The sequence below is a fragment of the Edaphobacter aggregans DSM 19364 genome (assembly GCF_000745965.1).
GTDB classification, from domain to species: domain Bacteria; phylum Acidobacteriota; class Terriglobia; order Terriglobales; family Acidobacteriaceae; genus Edaphobacter; species Edaphobacter aggregans.
Genome location: NZ_JQKI01000047.1, coordinates 20045 through 36781 on the forward strand (window position 1 = coordinate 20045; position 16737 = coordinate 36781).

Annotated in this window: 14 protein-coding genes; 2 read left to right on the forward strand and 12 right to left on the reverse strand. The window is 58.2% G+C overall.

Annotated elements, in window-relative coordinates; genetic code table 11:
* Positions 1–65: 65 nt before the first annotated feature.
* The 12 genes from Q363_RS17735 to Q363_RS17800 all read right to left on the reverse strand — a co-directional run bounded on the left by Q363_RS17735 (position 66) and on the right by Q363_RS17800 (position 13524).
* Positions 66–350, reverse strand: a complete 285-nt coding sequence (locus Q363_RS17735) for a hypothetical protein (RefSeq protein ID WP_035352737.1) — start codon at positions 348–350, stop codon at positions 66–68.
* 1103 nt (positions 351–1453) lie between these two features.
* On the reverse strand, positions 1454–2377 hold the full coding sequence (locus Q363_RS17745) for a DUF3034 family protein (protein ID WP_035352743.1): 924 nt from the start codon (positions 2375–2377) through the stop codon (positions 1454–1456).
* Between the two features lie 487 nt (positions 2378–2864).
* Positions 2865–3941, reverse strand: a complete 1077-nt coding sequence (locus Q363_RS17755; protein WP_035352749.1) for a hydrogenase large subunit — start codon at positions 3939–3941, stop codon at positions 2865–2867.
* The gene (locus tag Q363_RS36260; RefSeq protein WP_051978937.1) at positions 3938–4321 is read right to left on the reverse strand and encodes an NADH-quinone oxidoreductase subunit C; all 384 of its coding nucleotides are present in this window, start codon (positions 4319–4321) and stop codon (positions 3938–3940) included. Before Q363_RS36260 ends, Q363_RS17755 begins: the two co-directional genes overlap by 4 nt.
* Entirely contained in the window at positions 4318–4845 is a 528-nt protein-coding gene (locus Q363_RS36265; protein WP_051978938.1) for a 4Fe-4S dicluster domain-containing protein, read from the reverse strand. Before Q363_RS36265 ends, Q363_RS36260 begins: the two co-directional genes overlap by 4 nt.
* A 1-nt stretch (position 4846) precedes the next feature.
* Positions 4847–5761, reverse strand: coding sequence for a respiratory chain complex I subunit 1 family protein (locus Q363_RS17770; RefSeq protein WP_035352752.1), 915 nt, complete (start codon positions 5759–5761; stop codon positions 4847–4849).
* Positions 5758–6228 (reverse strand): NADH-quinone oxidoreductase subunit B family protein, encoded by a 471-nt coding sequence (locus Q363_RS17775; protein ID WP_051978939.1) that lies wholly within the window; start codon positions 6226–6228, stop codon positions 5758–5760. Before Q363_RS17775 ends, Q363_RS17770 begins: the two co-directional genes overlap by 4 nt.
* On the reverse strand, positions 6225–9152 hold the full coding sequence (locus Q363_RS36270; RefSeq protein WP_211256235.1) for a proton-conducting transporter transmembrane domain-containing protein: 2928 nt from the start codon (positions 9150–9152) through the stop codon (positions 6225–6227). Before Q363_RS36270 ends, Q363_RS17775 begins: the two co-directional genes overlap by 4 nt.
* Before the next feature lie 145 nt (positions 9153–9297).
* Positions 9298–9570, reverse strand: a complete 273-nt coding sequence (locus Q363_RS17785; protein WP_035352755.1) for a MoaD family protein — start codon at positions 9568–9570, stop codon at positions 9298–9300.
* Between the two features lie 32 nt (positions 9571–9602).
* Positions 9603–11405 (reverse strand): aldehyde ferredoxin oxidoreductase family protein, encoded by a 1803-nt coding sequence (locus Q363_RS17790; RefSeq protein ID WP_035352758.1) that lies wholly within the window; start codon positions 11403–11405, stop codon positions 9603–9605.
* A gap of 2 nt (positions 11406–11407) precedes the next feature.
* Complete coding sequence (locus tag Q363_RS17795) at positions 11408–11884, reverse strand: 4Fe-4S dicluster domain-containing protein (RefSeq protein ID WP_035352760.1); 477 nt, start codon at positions 11882–11884, stop codon at positions 11408–11410.
* Positions 11885–12228: 344 nt separating this feature from the next.
* Positions 12229–13524: a cysteine desulfurase gene (locus tag Q363_RS17800; protein WP_211256236.1), complete on the reverse strand. Its 1296-nt coding sequence runs from the start codon at positions 13522–13524 to the stop codon at positions 12229–12231.
* Between the two features lie 428 nt (positions 13525–13952).
* On the opposite strand from Q363_RS17800, the gene hcp reads away from it, so the two are divergent.
* Positions 13953–15608 carry a hydroxylamine reductase gene (gene hcp / locus Q363_RS17810; protein WP_035352764.1) on the forward strand — a complete coding sequence of 552 codons (1656 nt, stop codon included), beginning with the start codon at positions 13953–13955 and terminating at the stop codon, positions 15606–15608.
* A 4-nt stretch (positions 15609–15612) separates the two neighbouring features.
* On the forward strand, positions 15613–16644 hold the full coding sequence (locus tag Q363_RS17815; RefSeq protein WP_035352766.1) for a 2Fe-2S iron-sulfur cluster-binding protein: 1032 nt from the start codon (positions 15613–15615) through the stop codon (positions 16642–16644).
* The last annotated feature ends 93 nt before the right edge of the window (positions 16645–16737 follow it).

Sequence of the window (16737 nt, forward strand, 5' to 3'; positions counted from 1 at the left end):
TGCAGATATCGGAGCAATCCGCCTGCCAACTCAGCACGCTCCTCTCACAGAGCATGCCTTCCAGACTAACTCACCTTCCCCGTGATCGTCGTCGGGTCCTCCATCTCTGCTAGCGCGAGAACTTTGTAAGTGACATGGTTGTACACAGGCGACATGGCCAGAAGCCGGTCAAGTTCTTCGTTCGATGTGACCTTGTAAATCCATGCTCCGCCGTGACTGCCGATGACATGGTAGCGACACTCCAGCTTGTCCCCCAGCTTCTTGGCGTAATCCGGCATCTGCATCACGGCGCGGGCAACCTCGGGCCCGAGGCGTGTCAGATCGAAGTGCCATAGCACCAGGAATTTCATAGCTACCTCCTAACCGAAATCTCCGTTCTTGACCCCAAAGCATATACCCCCCCTCGTGCACTCCGCTGGCCGACTGCCAGCTCACTTTCATTCCCAGGTTCGGTCTGTTCCCGTTTACACCGTAACAAGCTGCTGGGAGAGCGTTCTTTCTCATTCAGGGGTTTACTCGTGGTAAGTGGGTGCTGTATCAGCAAATAAGTCTGCAATCGGACGTCCTACATTGACACTGTCAGTTTGTTGACGCTTTTTTGGCGTCGGTCTGTCGCAAGGCAAGATCGCGAATCTTACGGAAGCTGCCTACGGTAGATTCGGCAATATTCGGGTCCTCACAGTTTGTTGACTGATTCCGCACTTCCGGGAATGAGGACGCCGAGCGCCGAGGGGCGACTAAGTTCCGGCTCTCGTAACTGAACGAGCCGAGTGACAATTGCAACAGGAAGCTTGCGGAGAGCCCGCACATAAGCACACCTGTAACGCCTTCCACCGGGCCCATCACTCGCCACATTGGCTGAAGAGAAAGCATTTTCAACGCCGACTGTGGCATAGTTGGCCACCGAAAAATAGAAAGCCACTTCCTAGGTTGGAAAACATTTCCAGCGATAAAAACGACGCTCACAACAGAATTTTCCAATATATGTGAGCAGACGAGCAGACTTGTGAATCGCACCACGAGTACAAAGGACCGGAAAAGGCAAGCCGGTGGAGCGCAGTGGGGAAACTGAGCTTTTGTCCGCCCAAAAGATATGCAGGTTTGGTGAACGAAACTCATAGTCGGGTCAGTTGGTCCGCACTGGGTTGAACTCTCTTTCAGTTCATTGAGTTAATCGAACTCTCGCAATGCTTCGAAGACGCCTCAGGTGTGTAAACCCAGGCAGATTATCTTTCCGGATACCACTGAAGTCCACTCTGCCCCGACGAAGAGTGGGATGCCCATTCTCACGGATGCTTATGGTTCTTCCTGGCACTGCCAAGCACATGCTGCTCACCTCAGGCGATTGCCTTTGCTCGGAAGGCCGGGAAAGAGGCTGCGCTTTTTCCCTGCATCATGAGATCCCGGTCAAAGGGCTCGAATCCGGCCGCCGCTTAATGTGGCGGATTTCGATTCAGAAGGCGTAGGAGAGGGCAAATGCCGGACGGGACTTGGCCTTGAGGTCAACTCCCGGCGCAATGACTCCCGGTCCTTCCAGTACGCCGACGTCCAGGTTCAGCTTGAGCTTGGGACTCGGCAACACGCGCGCCGCGTAGACCATGGTTGTGCGAATGGTCGCATTCGGTAGTTCGGAGGGATGACGGGGTTGCTGTGCAACCTCCATGCCCAGGATGACCGTGCTTTTTGCTGGCCCCTGGAAGACAAAGGCCACATTGCCGAAGGCGCGGGCGGTGAAATCCGGAGTGTTGCCGCCCAATCCCCATAACTCCGCATTCGTGCCGCGAACGCCGGCGCTGATCAGGACAGGCATCGGCTTGAGTTGAGTGATCATCTTTGATCCGATGAGATACACATCTTCGTTGTGGGTATCTTTATGGGTGATGGCGCCACCTACATTGTGCACCTGAGTGCGGACCATGAAACCTGTTGAAATCTCCGGCATCCAGGGCTTCTTCCACGAATTTTCTTTGATGAGGACGCCCTTTCCATGAAACGTGTTGAAGCCATCCGTCCACAAAGGACTGAGCGCCGGGTCAGATCCAGTGGCGTGAAAGTCTCGTGTGTAGCCAAACTCGATGCGATTCGCATAACCGCTGGTGATGGACATCTGGTTGAATGTGCCGAGAACACTGCCTCCATTCAAATAGTGATAAGAGGCAACCGGGATCGCAAATCGGCGTTCCGGAGTGGGGATCGTATATGCGGTCGGCGTGACGAAGACACCCGTTTCGCCTTCCCATCCGAGTGCCTGCGCAAAGAGACTTGCAGGGTGGGCGACAAGAAAAAGAGCGACAAGAAGAGCAGGGGCCCAGAGATGACGAACTGGTGCGGAACTGCGCTCCATCAACTTTCTGATCGAAGCATAGGCGTACTTCATATTTTTCCTCCAATGATTTGAACTGGACAGTGTTGGTTAGGAAGTTATGGGACTACGGTGGAGGTGGCGTGCAGGCTTTTCGACAATACTTTGTCATGACCTGCATATGGGCAATTGCAATGCCACAGAGGCAAACGTGGATGCAACCTACGTGATGCGCAACATTGCAAAGAGCATGCAGCAACGGGACCACTCAATGTGGCCTTGGGACCTGGCCGCCGATTCGGAACGCCGTGATTCGGCGAACTTCAGCTGGGCCTTTTGGGGCAGCACAGTGAACATGCTGACTCATTTGGGGCAGTGAGAGGTTCGGCGAGTCTGCTGCACTTGCAGCTTTCGCTTCTCGTAAGGTTGTTGGGGATTCAGTAGAGGGCGAATCTCGTCGTCGCAGCATTTCGCCGTCTGCAGAGAGGGATGGATAGGCCTGTCGTTCCAGAGTAATTTCCTGCGCGCCCGAACCAGGCTGGCGTTAGCTTCGACTCGGCCCCTAACGGTCGGTACACGAATAGCAGGGGTCGAGAGCGGCCTGTATCAGGGGCAAATCCGAGAACTCGTTTCCCTTGATCATTGCCATCACGGTTGGAATATTAGCGAACGTCGGTGTCCGTACCTTAACGCGGCTGGGGACGTCGCTGCCATTGGTTTCTACGTAGTAAAAGACCTCGCCCCTGGGTGCTTCAATACGCATCACGGTTTCACCGGGCGGGACCGCGTATATGTCGCCCGCGTTGAGGCTGCCCGGCGGCATCTGCGCCACGGCCTGCTCGATGATCTTGCAGCTCTCCACTATCTCCAGCGCCCGTACGACCACGCGCGCCAGAACGTCTCCTTCGGTTTGAACGGGCACGTCGAACTCGACCTGATTGTAAGCCAGGTACGCGTGATCGCGACGCAGGTCGGTATCGATACCCGACGCGCGCGCGACCGGGCCAACTGCGCCGTATCGGATAGCGTCGGCATGCGAGAGGATACCGACGCCACGGCATCGCGCGGCGAAACTGTGGTCCTCCGTGAAGAACGGAATCAGAGTCCCAGTGACCGTCTCACGAATTTCGCGGGCTCCGGCGGCGACGGATTCCGGATCGATGATGTCGCGATTGACTCCTCCGATGCAGTTCATCGAGTAGTTGACCCGATTGCCAGAGATCGCTTCCAGAAGATCCATCACTCGCTCCCGAAAACGAAAGAGCTCCATGAAGGCGGTCTCGAAGCCGATCAACTCCGACGCAACCCCTGCCCAGAGTAAGTGCGAGTGCAGGCGCTCGAGTTCAGCCATGATCATCCGTATATACTGCGCGCGTTTGGGCACTTCGATAGACCCAATGCGTTCCAGTGCCATGCAGAAAGTCATCGAGTGCACGTTCGAACAGATGCCACATACCCGCTCCATCAGGGCAATACACTTGGTCATGTTCTTGCGGATCGCCAGCCACTCGATCCCTCGAAAATTGAATCCCACTTTGATGTGGGCGTCCGTGATGGTTTCACCTTCGCAATCGACCTCGATCTTGTAAGGCTCATCGAGCGCAACGTGGTATGGTCCGATGGGAACTCGGTAGCTCATGGGCGGTCTCCTTCAGAACGTAAAAGCAAACCTGGCGGGTCGCCCTCGCGCAGCATCAGCGGCGGCGTCGAGGCGCGGCCTTCGAACGTCACGGCATAGTAGTCACGTGTTTCGCGCTCGGCCCAGTCGGCTCCGTAATAGATGTCCACGATGCTGGGCAGAGGCGTGTTCAGCGCGGCGGTGCTTTCAACTGAAAACAGTTTGCTTTTCAGATCCCAATTCCACACCAGCCGCAACTCGTCCGTTCCAGTCTGCGTCACCACCAGCGCGAGAAAGCGCGCTCCGCTTTCGAGCATGCTTTGCGCGATCGAGCGGATCTCGCCCAGGCTTGCCGGCAGCCAATCGCCGTCTGCGCGATGGCGCCATTCCTGTGTCATCATGGCCGCTCCTCCCCGAGCGAACCGCTCAGCATAGACTTCATTGCGGTTTGGTAATGCAGTCTCCTGCACCGTTCGCAAAGATCGTAGAGTTCGCGCGCCTGATCGTCGATCTGTCCGGCAGCGGAGTGAAGCAGGCTCTCCGATGAAGGCCGCTTCGGTTTTCCGCAGCGTTTGCACGCAGGAAACGGCACAGTGTGGCTGGTGTCCAGTTCACCGGGGCGGGAGTAAACCGGCGGCGCCTCTGCTGACATGTGGAGTGCGCTTGCAGGGCAGCGATCGACGCAGCGCGCGCAAAACGTGCAGCGTCCCGGCTCGTAGTGCCACTGGTACTCCGTCTCGCTGCTCGCGCCGGTGACCGATTCGCTGACGCATACATAGGCGCAAAGACCGCAACCCACACAGAGTGTGGGATCAAGCAGTACTACCCCGCGGTAGCCAGTCGGCGGCGGCGCCTTATGCGGCAGCGAGATCGTGGACGGTCCGTCGGCGAGATTCTTTTCGATAATTTGCAGAATATTGAACATCTCAGTTTCCTCTGTGTAAGAAGGCAGTGGCGAGAGCGACCGTGGCAAGCACGAACGAGTAGCGCCATATCAGCCGTGTCGCCTGCCGAAGTTTCAATCGTCCCATGGCGGAGGCCAGCAGAGTCAGGAGCATTACCATCACCAACGAACAGGCTGCGAACAGAAGAGCGTCGAGCCACCACACGCCGCTCCGGTACGGGATGGCAAGCGTCACGACAAACCCGATCAAAGCTACCCATTCCAATGCATGGGCCAACTCCCAGATCGCCAGCAGCCGGCCCTCCGATTCGACCAAAGGCCCGGTGAGCACTTCCTGTTCGGCATTCGCTATCGAAAATGGATTCAACCGCAGCTTGACGGGAAGGCAAATCAGGATGGCCAGCAGAGCTGGCAAGCGTACCTGCCAGGGGGTGGCCAAGGCAATGACTGTCATGTGCAGGCTGCCCGCCCCGGTAGACATGGCAATCAGGGCGGCGAAGAACGACACATTGCATGAAATGTCGATGATGGCTTCGCGCGTGGCTCCCATTTCGCCGTAGATAGAGCGCGAGGCATATCCTGCCAGCACCATGCATAGGGGCGGCATCTCGAGCAATCCGACCAACAGGATCAGGTCGCCGGAAAAGCCCCTCTCGTTTGGAAAGACCGGGAGCAATGCCAGCGCGCCGAGCGTTGTGCCTACGGCCAGCAGCGGCAGTAGCGCCATTATCCGGCGGTCGCTCAATGCGCGCGCCACGGGCCATTTGGCCGCGAGCTTGACGAAATCGTAGAACGGCTGGATAAGCGGCGGCCCGATTCGTCCTTGGAACCGCGCCCGCAATTTGCGTTCGGCACCCATCATCAGCCATCCCATGGGCAGTGCGTATAACACACCGGGAAAGACCAGCAGCGCCGCTAGCGCGTGTACCGCGTTCATCCCTGTTCTCCTGAAATCACTGAATGGCGGGTGGCCAGCTTGTGCATCGCAGCGGCGATACCTTCAATGATGGCAAAGGGCCGCGGCGGACATCCGGGGACATAAATATCCACTGGAATGATGCGATCGAGCGGCCCGTCGATCACCGGGCTGCCCCAGAACACGTTCCCCGTTGCCGGGCAATTCCCAATTGCGACGACGACCTTTGGGTCGGGCAACTGGTTATACACCTCTTCCAGTGCTCCTCGTGTGGTTCTGGTGATAGGCCCGGAGACCACGAAGACATCTGCGTGGCGCGGGCTGCCCTCCAGCTTGATGCCGTATTGTTCCACGTCATATCTCGGCGTGAGGCAGGAGACCAATTCGATATCGCAGCCGTTGCAAGCTCCAGCGTTGAAGTGAAACAGGAATGCGGAGTGCTCTCGAGCGCGCTCGACGAGCCTGTACATGAAACCGTAGTCCTTCATAAGATTCCTCCCAATACGCCCAACGCACGCGGCCAGACGCCTGTGATCAAAGCGGCAAGAACGAGCAGCACAATAGCAGCGCCCAAAGCGACTCTGCTGTAGCCGCGTCTGGGCGGAGCCGGTATCACGGATCCCCACCAGAACAGAGCAATCGCGCGGCCGTACGTTGCCACGTTGAGCATCGCGCTACCCGCAAGAATCACGAACAGGGGAATATTGTTGGCAACTGCGGAGAAGATTCGCCAGTGGCCCGCATACCCCAGCGTAGGCGGAACACCGAGCACAGCAAGCGCGCCCACCACAAATCCGAACGACGAAAGTGGATGCTGGGATGCGAGCCCGCGCGGATTCACCATAGTGGCGTCTTCTGCCTCCGGACCCGATACGCTTGCAAACAGCAACGCCTTTGCGATCGCGTGAGCGGCTGCGCCGAGTATCGCGCCCTCGATGCCCCAGGCACCGCCCGCAATCAGCGCCACCATCATGAGCCCCATGTCCGAGATGGTCGAGAAGGCAAGCAGACGCTTGAGATTCCCTTGAGCCAATGCAAACAGCGCGCCGCCTGCGGCCGATATCGCTCCTACTGCCAGCCAGGGCAACGCGGGGCTGAACACTTCCGGCGCAACCGTGCGCAGCGTCACTACCTCGGCAAACGCTGCGACATCGATGATTGCGATTACCAGGCCTGCTACCACCGCGGGCGCCGATTCCGCAACCAAAGGCAGCCAGAACCAGAGCGGGAAGAGGCCCAGTTTTACAGCGATTCCAGGAAGCAACAGCACTCTCGCCAGTTCCACGTTGCCATGTTCGGCGGCGATCGAGCCGCCCACCATTCCAACCGCGGAGATGATCACAGCAGCGAAGTATGCGTGCCAGGCTGGCCGCTTGCCCGTTCGCCACAGGATCAGAAGCGCGACGGCGGAGGCCGCTTCGAGGAGAAGCGAACGCTGGATGCTGCTCGTAGTCAATACTCCCGCGCACGCCATAACGCCCGCGACCGCCAGCGGCAGTGTCCATCGCCTTAGTGCCTTCGTCGCCCAGCAAGCAAGAAGCAGGCCTGCGAGTGATACGAATAATGCAACGGCCAAGGGGGTCAGAGGCGGGTCGGCAACCGGCTGGACAGCAGCAGCGCGGGGCAGGAGTATCCATGCAAGGACTGCGGCCAGGCTGCCCGCCCCCACCAGATAATTCACAGCGTGACCTTCCAGACCGCTCAGCAAACGCGCCAACGCTGACGCCAGTCTCCCGGCTGCATGCCAGAGCCCCAGCCACATGCGATCGACATCCAGACCCCGGTAGACCGGCGCCAAGCCTGACGCCACGACTTCCGCGAAGTCGCTGGCGCCCATGCGCCCCTGTGGGGTGAGCGGTTCCCCTCCGGTGAAGATGGTCGGCCGTCCGCCGGCCGCTTTCATTCCGCGGGCAGGCCTGGGCAGCCAGAAGATCAGCGCGCTGAATCCCAATGCCAGGATGCTCAAGATGAGTCCGCCCGTCGCGTACCAATCCCCTTGACCGGCTGCGAAACCGAGCCAACTGACACCGGTCAGCGACGCAGAGCCGAGTGCCGGAAGCAACGGGTTGATGATGTACTTGATTGCGAGTTGGGGCGCGATTCCCAACAATATGCAGCCACCCGCTAGTACACCAATGCCGGCGCTCATCGTCCAGGGCACTTCATGAGCCTGCGCCACTGCGGGGCCTTCATTGTCGAAGAACACGCAACTGGTAGCCTTCAGGAATGAGAACACCGTGAGGATGCTGCCTACCCATGGGATCAGAGCCAGGATTGGCTGGTGGGCATCGAGCGCTGCATTATAGAGGAGCCACTTGCTCACAAAGCCATTGAGCAGCGGAATGCCTGCTATACCTCCCGCGACCACGAGCCAGAGTGCCGTCGTGCGCGGCATCTTCCGGCCGAGACCTCCTAACTGATCCATGTCGCGAGTGCCAGTAGCGTGCTGAACGGCCCCTGCACACATGAACAGGCCGCCCTTGAAAAGACCGTGATTGAGGCAGTGCAATAGGCCGGCGGCAATTCCCAAAGGAGTGCCCAGCCCGATGCCAAGCATCATGTAGCCGATCTGACTCACCGTGTGGTAGGCGAGCAGTCGTTTGAGATCATGCTGCGCGAGTGCGAAGAGTACGCCCACCAGCAATGTGATGGCGCCTACCCAGGAAAGCGCCAAGCCCCACGACGCGGGCCACGTGCCGAACGAGTGCAGCCGCGACATGAGATATACGCCGGCTTTGACGTAAACCGCGGCATGCAACAGCGCGCTGACCGGCGTGGGCGCAAACATGGCGTACGGGATCCACGTGTGCAGCGGGAACTGCACCGATTTCGCCATAGCGGATATCAGCACCAGAACAAAAATTCCGGTGGTGAACGCACCCTGGACGCGTGGATCCGTCCAGAGCGTGGAACCGGTTCTCACATAGATGAGTACGACGGCAGCGAGCAGACCATAGCCGGCCAGATGAGTCATGGTGAAGACTTTGCGCGCGCCGTAGGCTGAATCGGGATTGGTATACCAGAAGCCGACCAGAAGAAAAGAACACAACCCGACAAGCTCCCAACTCAGGTAAAAGAGGAACAGATCCGCCGTGTACACAAGATTGATCAGGCCGGTTATGAAGATGAGCACAAGCGAGTAGAAGCGAGTTGTTCCCTTTTCTTCCTCCATATAGGCAACCGCATAAAAGAGCACTGCTGCTCCGATGCCTGTGCCCATAAGTGCGAACAGAAGACTTAGCCCGTCCACGTGAAACGCGAATTGCGCAGGCCCGTCCCAATGACTAATCCGGACGTCGAGAACATGTCCGGCCAGAATCGTTGGCCATGCCGCAAGCACACTAACGAACGCACCCATTCCAATGACAAAGGCGAGCCAACCTTTCGCTCGCGCCGTCAGTACGCCCGCCATAAGCCCCTGGAGCAGGACTCCTGCCAGGAGAATTGCCATCGGGGACAGAATTACGATTGCGGGATTCAAGCGAGACTCCAGAGGTCAATACGATTTCGTTTTCTTTCCACTACGATTTCGTTTTCTTGCCACTTCAGCCAACGGACTAGCCGCCGCCCTCCACAGGGAACACGTCGACAATGTCATCCGGCTGAAGCGGAGTTTCTGCTCCGTTGAGGTAGTCGACACTCCTGCCGTTCACCAGGACGATGAGCGTGCTGCTGAGTTGATCGCCTTCAAATAAACGATTCGCAAGGGCAGGGTGGCGCTGGCCCAGAGCCTTCAACAGAGAGCGCACCTCCGGCTCCGGCTGATGCCATTCTTCTTCCTTGATGCCGCCGGTAAGCGGACGAATATCTCCGAAATATTTGACTGTCATTTATTGGCTCCTTGAAAGCGGCATAGTTGTGGTCAGGCCAGCTGCAGTTCCTGCAACTTCTCCGGGGACGGCACGCCCTCTTCGCTCCACCCGCGCAGGCTGTAATACTCCGGAAGCATCTCCGGTACGCGGCTGAGGAGGCCCTTCGATGGCCCAGTCTGTATAGGGCTCTTGAACAGTCGCTCCGGCAGCGTGTCATCTTTCGCCGTGAAACCGGCCTTCAGATTGAACTGACGCTCAAGGTTCCAGATTCGCTCGCCAGCCCTAACGTAGTCCTCCGGGCTGTAATGTATGCCCGTCAAAGCGCTCAGCATCGCTGCGAAATCATCCGCGACCATACCGAAGGTGCCGAAGATACATCCGCCCGAAGCATCCACCGCGGCCGTCAGGTCCTGGAACGCCTTAACCACAGCGGGCTTGCCTTTAATTTCACGGGGGTCGAGCCGCATGCCGTTGCCCAGTACTTCTACCGCGATGGTGTAGCCTTTTACGTGACAGCCGCCGCGAGTGCAGGTAGCGTATTGGAGACCGATTCCCTGAATGCCACGAGCATCGTATGCCGGCATCTCCTGTTTCTTCACCGACATCGAATATTCCGGATGACCGTACAACTCAGCGAACCGATACGAACCGAGCGCCGCCTTGTCGCCGATTCCCTGACGCAAACCGATCCGTTTCGTAAGCTCGACCATCAGATCGGCGTTACCCCAGCGTATGTCCAGCCCATCGAAATCGGCCGCCGGCAGCAGGCCGGCTTCGGCCAAATCGATCACGCAAGCAATCGTCGCGGGAGCGGATATTGAGTCCATGCCCAGTTCGTTGCAAAGGTGGTTGGCCTTGGTCGCCGTGGACAGGTTATCCACGCCGCAATCCGGTCCGTACCCCCACCCTGCTTCGTACTCCGGGCCTTCTCCCTCTCCCGCGTACTTCGGATCCTTCACACGGGTGACGCGTCCACAACTGATGACGCACGAGAAGCAACCCTTCTTCCGGACGAGGAAGTCTTTGGTAAGGGTCTCTCCACCTACTTTGTCGGCGGCGGGGAAGTGGCCGTCGTGGTAGTTGCGCGTAGGCAGACAGCCGATTTCGTTATGGATGTTGACCAGGATCTCCGTGCCATGCCGGTTCAAGCCTTGGGCAACGGGATTTGCAGCAAGCTTCGCACGGGCCGCGAATACAGCATCCTGCAGGCCTTTGACGTCAGCGACGCGAACGCCATTGGTTCCGCGAAAAGCGATCGCTTTAAGGTTCTTAGAACCCATCACCGCACCCAAGCCGCCGCGTCCGGCTGCGCGGTGCATCTCATTCTGGATCGACGCAAACAACACTAATTTTTCGCCTGCCGGTCCGATACAAGCCACCGACGCGTCGGCGTCTGTTTCGTTCCGCACGGCATCCGTTGTGTCGGGCACCCACTTTCCCCAAAGATGTGCGGCGTCCCGAATTTCTACCTTGTCATCATTGATCCAGACATAGACCGGCTTGTCCGCCTTTCCTTCGAAGATCACACCATCGTAGCCCGCGTATTTCATGACTGCGCCAAAGACGCCGCCCGAGTTGGCTCCGGTGATCGTGTTCGTCAGCGGGCTTTTCGCAACGACGTGATACCGCCCTGCGGAAGGCGCCATCGTGCCGGTGAACGGCCCCGGCGCAAATATCAACTTGTTCTCGGGAGACAAAGGATCGACGCTGGGGTCAACCTCGTCGGTGAATATCTTGACGCCAAGCCCGCGCCCGCCTAAAAACAAGGCGAGATCGTTCCTGTTGGACGGCTGTCTACTGATCGCTCCGGTACTTAGATTGATGCGAAGAATCGTTCCGGTCCACCCGTTCATCGTTATTCCTCCTCGAATGCGGCCTTAAACTTGGCCGCGTAGCTCTTTTTGCGGTCTCGCAGCGAGATTGTGTCGTCAACCCACTCGAGAGCTTGACTGGGACAGGCCTTTGCGCAACTCGGGTCACCGCCGCAGGTGTCGCACTTTTGGGGTGTTCCGGAAACGGCGTCGTACACGATGTTCCCGAACGGACAGGCGATGGTGCACATATGACAGCCGATGCACTTGCTCTTCTCGTATTCGACGAGCAACTCCCCTGGGTTTCGGTGGAGGGCACTGGTGGGGCAGACCTTCATGCAGGAAGCTGTGTCGCACTGTTGGCACATCATCGGAACCGAGAACCCCTCCCGCTCCCAGGTGTAAACATGAATTCTGGACGCTGCCATCCGGAACTGACCTTCATGATGCAGGCTGCAAGCAAGCATGCAGTTCTGGCACCCGGTACATTTCTCGGGATGAATCATCAATAGCTTTGCCATGCTCTCCCTCTCCTGGCCTCCATCTGTGCAATCGCCATGCCATCGTTCGCGAGCTGGTTCGAACTGCATATCGCATGCGATCCGAACGGTCTCCGGTGGCGCTCGAGTATTTCATCTTGTTTGAATTGACCTTTTGGGGCAGCGCGGCCATCACCATGCCGCATTTGGGGCACCTGCAACGCTAGGCGGCAATCGTCGGATATGCTTCGACGTCTGCCCTGGTTCTTTCCTTGTGCTCGATTTAGGCCTAAGAATCTGGCCGAGTGAGTCCGCCGCGTGTAGGTAAGCCCGCAACGTTTGCAACGGCTATCGCGTTGACGTAAAAGCTGGAAGCGCAACGAGCTTCACTGAAAGGTCTTGCTGATCTTCTGAAGGCCCGCCGCAAGCGCATCGATTTCAGCCATCGTGTTGTAGAAGGCCAAAGAGGCGCGTGCTGTCGCCGTCAGATTGAATCGCGTCATCACCGGTTGCGCGCAGTGATGCCCAGTGCGAACCGCGATTCCCATCAGGTCCAGCATTGCTCCGATGTCATGCGCATCAATGCCGTCCATCACGAAGGTAAGCACAGGGACTTTGTTGCGGGCTGCTCCGATGATGCGTAGTCCGGGAACCGTAGAGAGGGCCGCGGTTCCGCGGACCAGCAACTCCTGCTCGTACGCACCGATCTCATCCATACCGACTTGCGCAATGTAATCGAGCGCCGCACCGAGGCCGATGGCTCCTGCGATATTCGGAGTGCCGGCCTCGAATCTGGACGGCGGTTCGCTATACGTGGTCTTCTCAAGACTCACCGTGCGAATCATCCCGCCACCACTCTGATACGGGGGCATGGATTCGAGAAGCCCGGACTTGCCGTAAAGAACTCCAATTCCCGTCGGTCCTAGCACTTTGTGGCCGGAAAACACGTAGAAGTCTGCGTCCAGCGCTTGAACGTCAACCCGCATGTGCGGCGCCCCTTGGGTTCCGTCCACCAACACAACTGCACCTGCCTGGTGAGCCATCTCCGTGATCTGACGAATGGGATTGATCGTACCCAGCGTGTTCGATGCATGCGCAACCGCCAATACTTTGGTCCGTGGGCCGAGCAGCTTTTCATACTCCTCCAGAATCAACTCGCCTCGGTCGTCGATCGGAATCCACCTGAGAACAGCGCCCGTTTCTTCGCACAAGATCTGCCACGGGACCACATTCGAGTGATGCTCGAGCGTAGTGATCACGACCTCGTCACCCTCCTTCAGGTTCTTTCGTCCCCAACTGGCGGCGACCAAATTGATTCCTTCCGTCGCGCCCCGCACAAAGACAATCTCTTCATGCAGCTGAGCGTTGAGGAAACGTTTCGCCTTGATGCGCGAAGCTTCATATGCTGTCGTAGCGCGCTCGCTCAGCTCATGGACACCCCGGTCAATATTGGCGCAATCGGCCTCGTAGAAGTGGCGCAGGGCTTTGATCACAGAGTAAGGTTTCTGCGAGGTCGCGGCGTTATCCAGGTACACGAGCGGGTGTCCGTGAACGCGTTGATCGAGAGCCGGGAAATCTGACCGGACCTTCGAGACGTCAAACACTCCGCAATTTGTTGTGCTCATATCTGATGAATCGCGAATCTGCTGCAACAGTCCGGCAAAGTGCATTTTCGATGCCACGATTCGGCCTGAGTACATGAACACTAGAGATGATCTCTTCAATTGGGCCACTTGTTGCAAAAACTACACAGAGCACGCAGCATCTAGACCATTCGCTGGGACCTCAGGACTTGGCCACCGGTCCGGAACAAGATTATTTCGGCGAGCTTCGGCTGAGCCTTTTGGGGCAACACAGTGGACGTATTGCCTCATTTTGGGGCAATGAGAGGCGTCAGCAGGCGCAGCTGTACTCCTTATTTATCCGTCCCGTCCCGCTTGCTGCTTATACTCCCGAGCTTGTCCCGAATCGTGCTGGGAAAGCGGCGCGGGGCTTGGTGCTCTTAGCTCCGAAGTAGATTGGCCCATCCCGTGCTTCGTATCGGTTCAGGCCACGCGAACGAAGCTGAGGGGTCGAATTGCGGGGGCTTCACTCAAGGGAGTTGACCAAGATGTTTTGTTTCCAATGCGAGCAGACGGGACAAGCGGCGAATGGTGGCGGCTGTGCGACCGCGAAGGGGGGATGTGGCAAGGAAGAGGTCACGTCGGACCTTCAGGACATTTTGATCTTTCAATTAAAGGGGATCGGGCAGTATTCGAGCCGCTTACATAAGCTGGGCAAAGCGGATGCCGCAGCCGACAGTTTCACGCTGGGTGCGATCTTCGCAACACTGACGAACGTCAACTTCAATGCAGCGCGGTTTGTTGATCTGATCGCGGAGGCAGTGCGCGTTCGCGACCGCGTCCGTGCGGCTTACGAAGCAGCGGCTCCGGATGCTGAAAAGCTGGAAGGGCCGGCAGCGTTTGAACCGGCCGATTCGCGTGCCGGTTTGATTGGGCAAGCGCCCATTGCCTCTGTGCGGGCCGGCGTAGACACCATAGGCGAAGACATAGTGGGGCTGCGCGCGCTTGTGCTGTATGGGTTGAAAGGGGTTGCCGCTTATGCGCATCACGCCGAGGTGCTGGGAAAGACGCAGGAAGCGGTGAGCGCGGGCGTGGCTCACACGCTGGATTTTCTTGCGACCAATTCGACAGACATAGACGTGCTGCTGAATGAAGCCCTTGCGCTAGGCAAATTGAATTACCTGGTGATGGAGCTGCTGGACGCAGCGAACACCGGCGCGTTCGGCACGCCCGTGCCAACCGGCGTACGTACAAGCCCGATTGCCGGTAAAGCGATTCTTGTTTCTGGCCACGACCTGCGCGACTTGCATGCGATTCTGGAGGCTACCAAGGGGACCGGCATCAATGTTTACACGCATGGCGAGTTGCTGCCCGCGCATGCGTACCCCAAGTTACAAGAGTATTCGCACCTGGCCGGAAACTACGGCACTGCGTGGCAGAACCAGCAACTGGAGTTTGCGTCCTTTCCGGGGCCGATCGTGATGACGTCGAACTGCTTGATGGAGCCGCAGGCGATGTATCGAAATCGATTGTTCACGACGGGTCCCGCAGGTTGGCCGGGCGTACGGCACATTGCGAACGGCGATTATTCGATAGTGTTGCAGGCAGCAAAGGCACTGCCCGGATTCGCAGAGACTTCACCGGAAAACAAAATCCTGATCGGATTCGCACACCAGTCCGTGCTGAGCGTGGCTGACAAAGTGATCGATGCGGTGAAGGGCGGAGCGATCAAGCATTTCTTCCTGATCGGCGGCTGCGATGGCGCCGCGCCGGGACGCAATTACTACACCGAGTTTGCGGAACAGGCGCCGAACGACACGGTGCTGCTGACGCTGGGCTGCGGCAAGTACCGTTTCAACAAGCAAAGTTTCGGAACGATCGGCGGCCTCCCGCGACTGTTGGATATTGGGCAGTGCAACGACACGTACTCGGCTGTGCAGATTGCGCTTGCATTGGCTAATGCGTTCAAGTGTGGCGTGAACGATCTTCCGCTGTCGCTGGTGGTCTCCTGGTTCGAACAGAAGGCACTAGCGGTGCTCTTGACGCTGCTGGCCCTGGGAATTCGCAATGTGAAACTGGGACCGCGCATGCCAGCGTTCCTCACCCCCACGCTTCTGAACGTGCTGGTTGAGAAATTCGGCGTTCAACCGATCACGACTGCCGAAGCAGACATAGCGGCCTGTTTGAGCCGTTCCGCGGCATAACGATATGGACACACAAGCTGTATCTACAACGCAAGTAACGCTGTTGACGCGTGATGGCACGCAAATGCATTTTCCCTGCCGCGGGAGCGAGACGATTCTCGCGGCAGCGGAGGCGGCTGGCTACCATCTGCCCGCGATCTGCCATGGAGGTTTCTGCGGTGTATGCCACGCACGCGTGACACAGGGGCGCTATCAAATGGGCCTTTGCACTGAATCGGCTCTGCCGCACACGGATTCAGGGCAAGTGTTGCTGTGCCGCTGCACGCCGGAAGAGGATGTGTCCGTTGAGCTGCCCTACAATAATGCACAGATCTTGCAGCAGAAAGTACCTGCACGGACGGCAGTCATTGAATCCCTGAAGCCAGCATGGTCCGGCGCGATGGCTGTGACGCTGCGGCTGAACCCGGATGCCGAACTCGGGCTTGCCGTTGACTTCCGCCCGGGGCAATACATGAAGCTGACAATACCGGGAACAGACACCAAACGCGCGTACTCGTTGACGAACGTGCCGAACTGGGAAGGACGGCTGGAGTTCCTGATCCGCCTTCGGCCGGGCGGTGTTTTCTCGACGTGGCTGCAAGAACGCGCGGCGGTGGGTGATACGCTGACGGTGCGCGGACCCCTGGGCGGGTTCGTGCTGGACGAAGCGAGCCTGCGGCCGAGATGCATGATTGGCGGCGGATGCGGTATCGCGCCGGTTCTGTCCATGCTGCGGCACATGGCCGAATTCCAGGACTCACAGCCCGTCCACCTGATCTTTGGAGCAAATCGAGAAGCAGAGCTGATGCCCGCGGAGGAGATTGCGAGGCTTAAACAGACACTGCCGCAATTGGACGTGACCTTGGCGGTTTTGCACCCGGAGCCAGGCTGGACCGGATTTACAGGAAACGCAGCTGAAGCGTTGGCGGCACACTTGGCCAAGAACTCTGAAGAACCCGATCTTTATGTTTGCGGTCCGCCGCAGATGATTGAAGCAGTGGAGACAGTGGCGGAGCAGCATGGGCTAGAGGATCGGGTCATCGCAGAGCGTTTGTAGCTCTGGCTCCCGGAAGTCTGTTCTATGACTCTAACTGCAAGCTCATTGCGCTTTTTGGGGCACCACAGTGGACGTGTTGCCTCATTTGGGGCA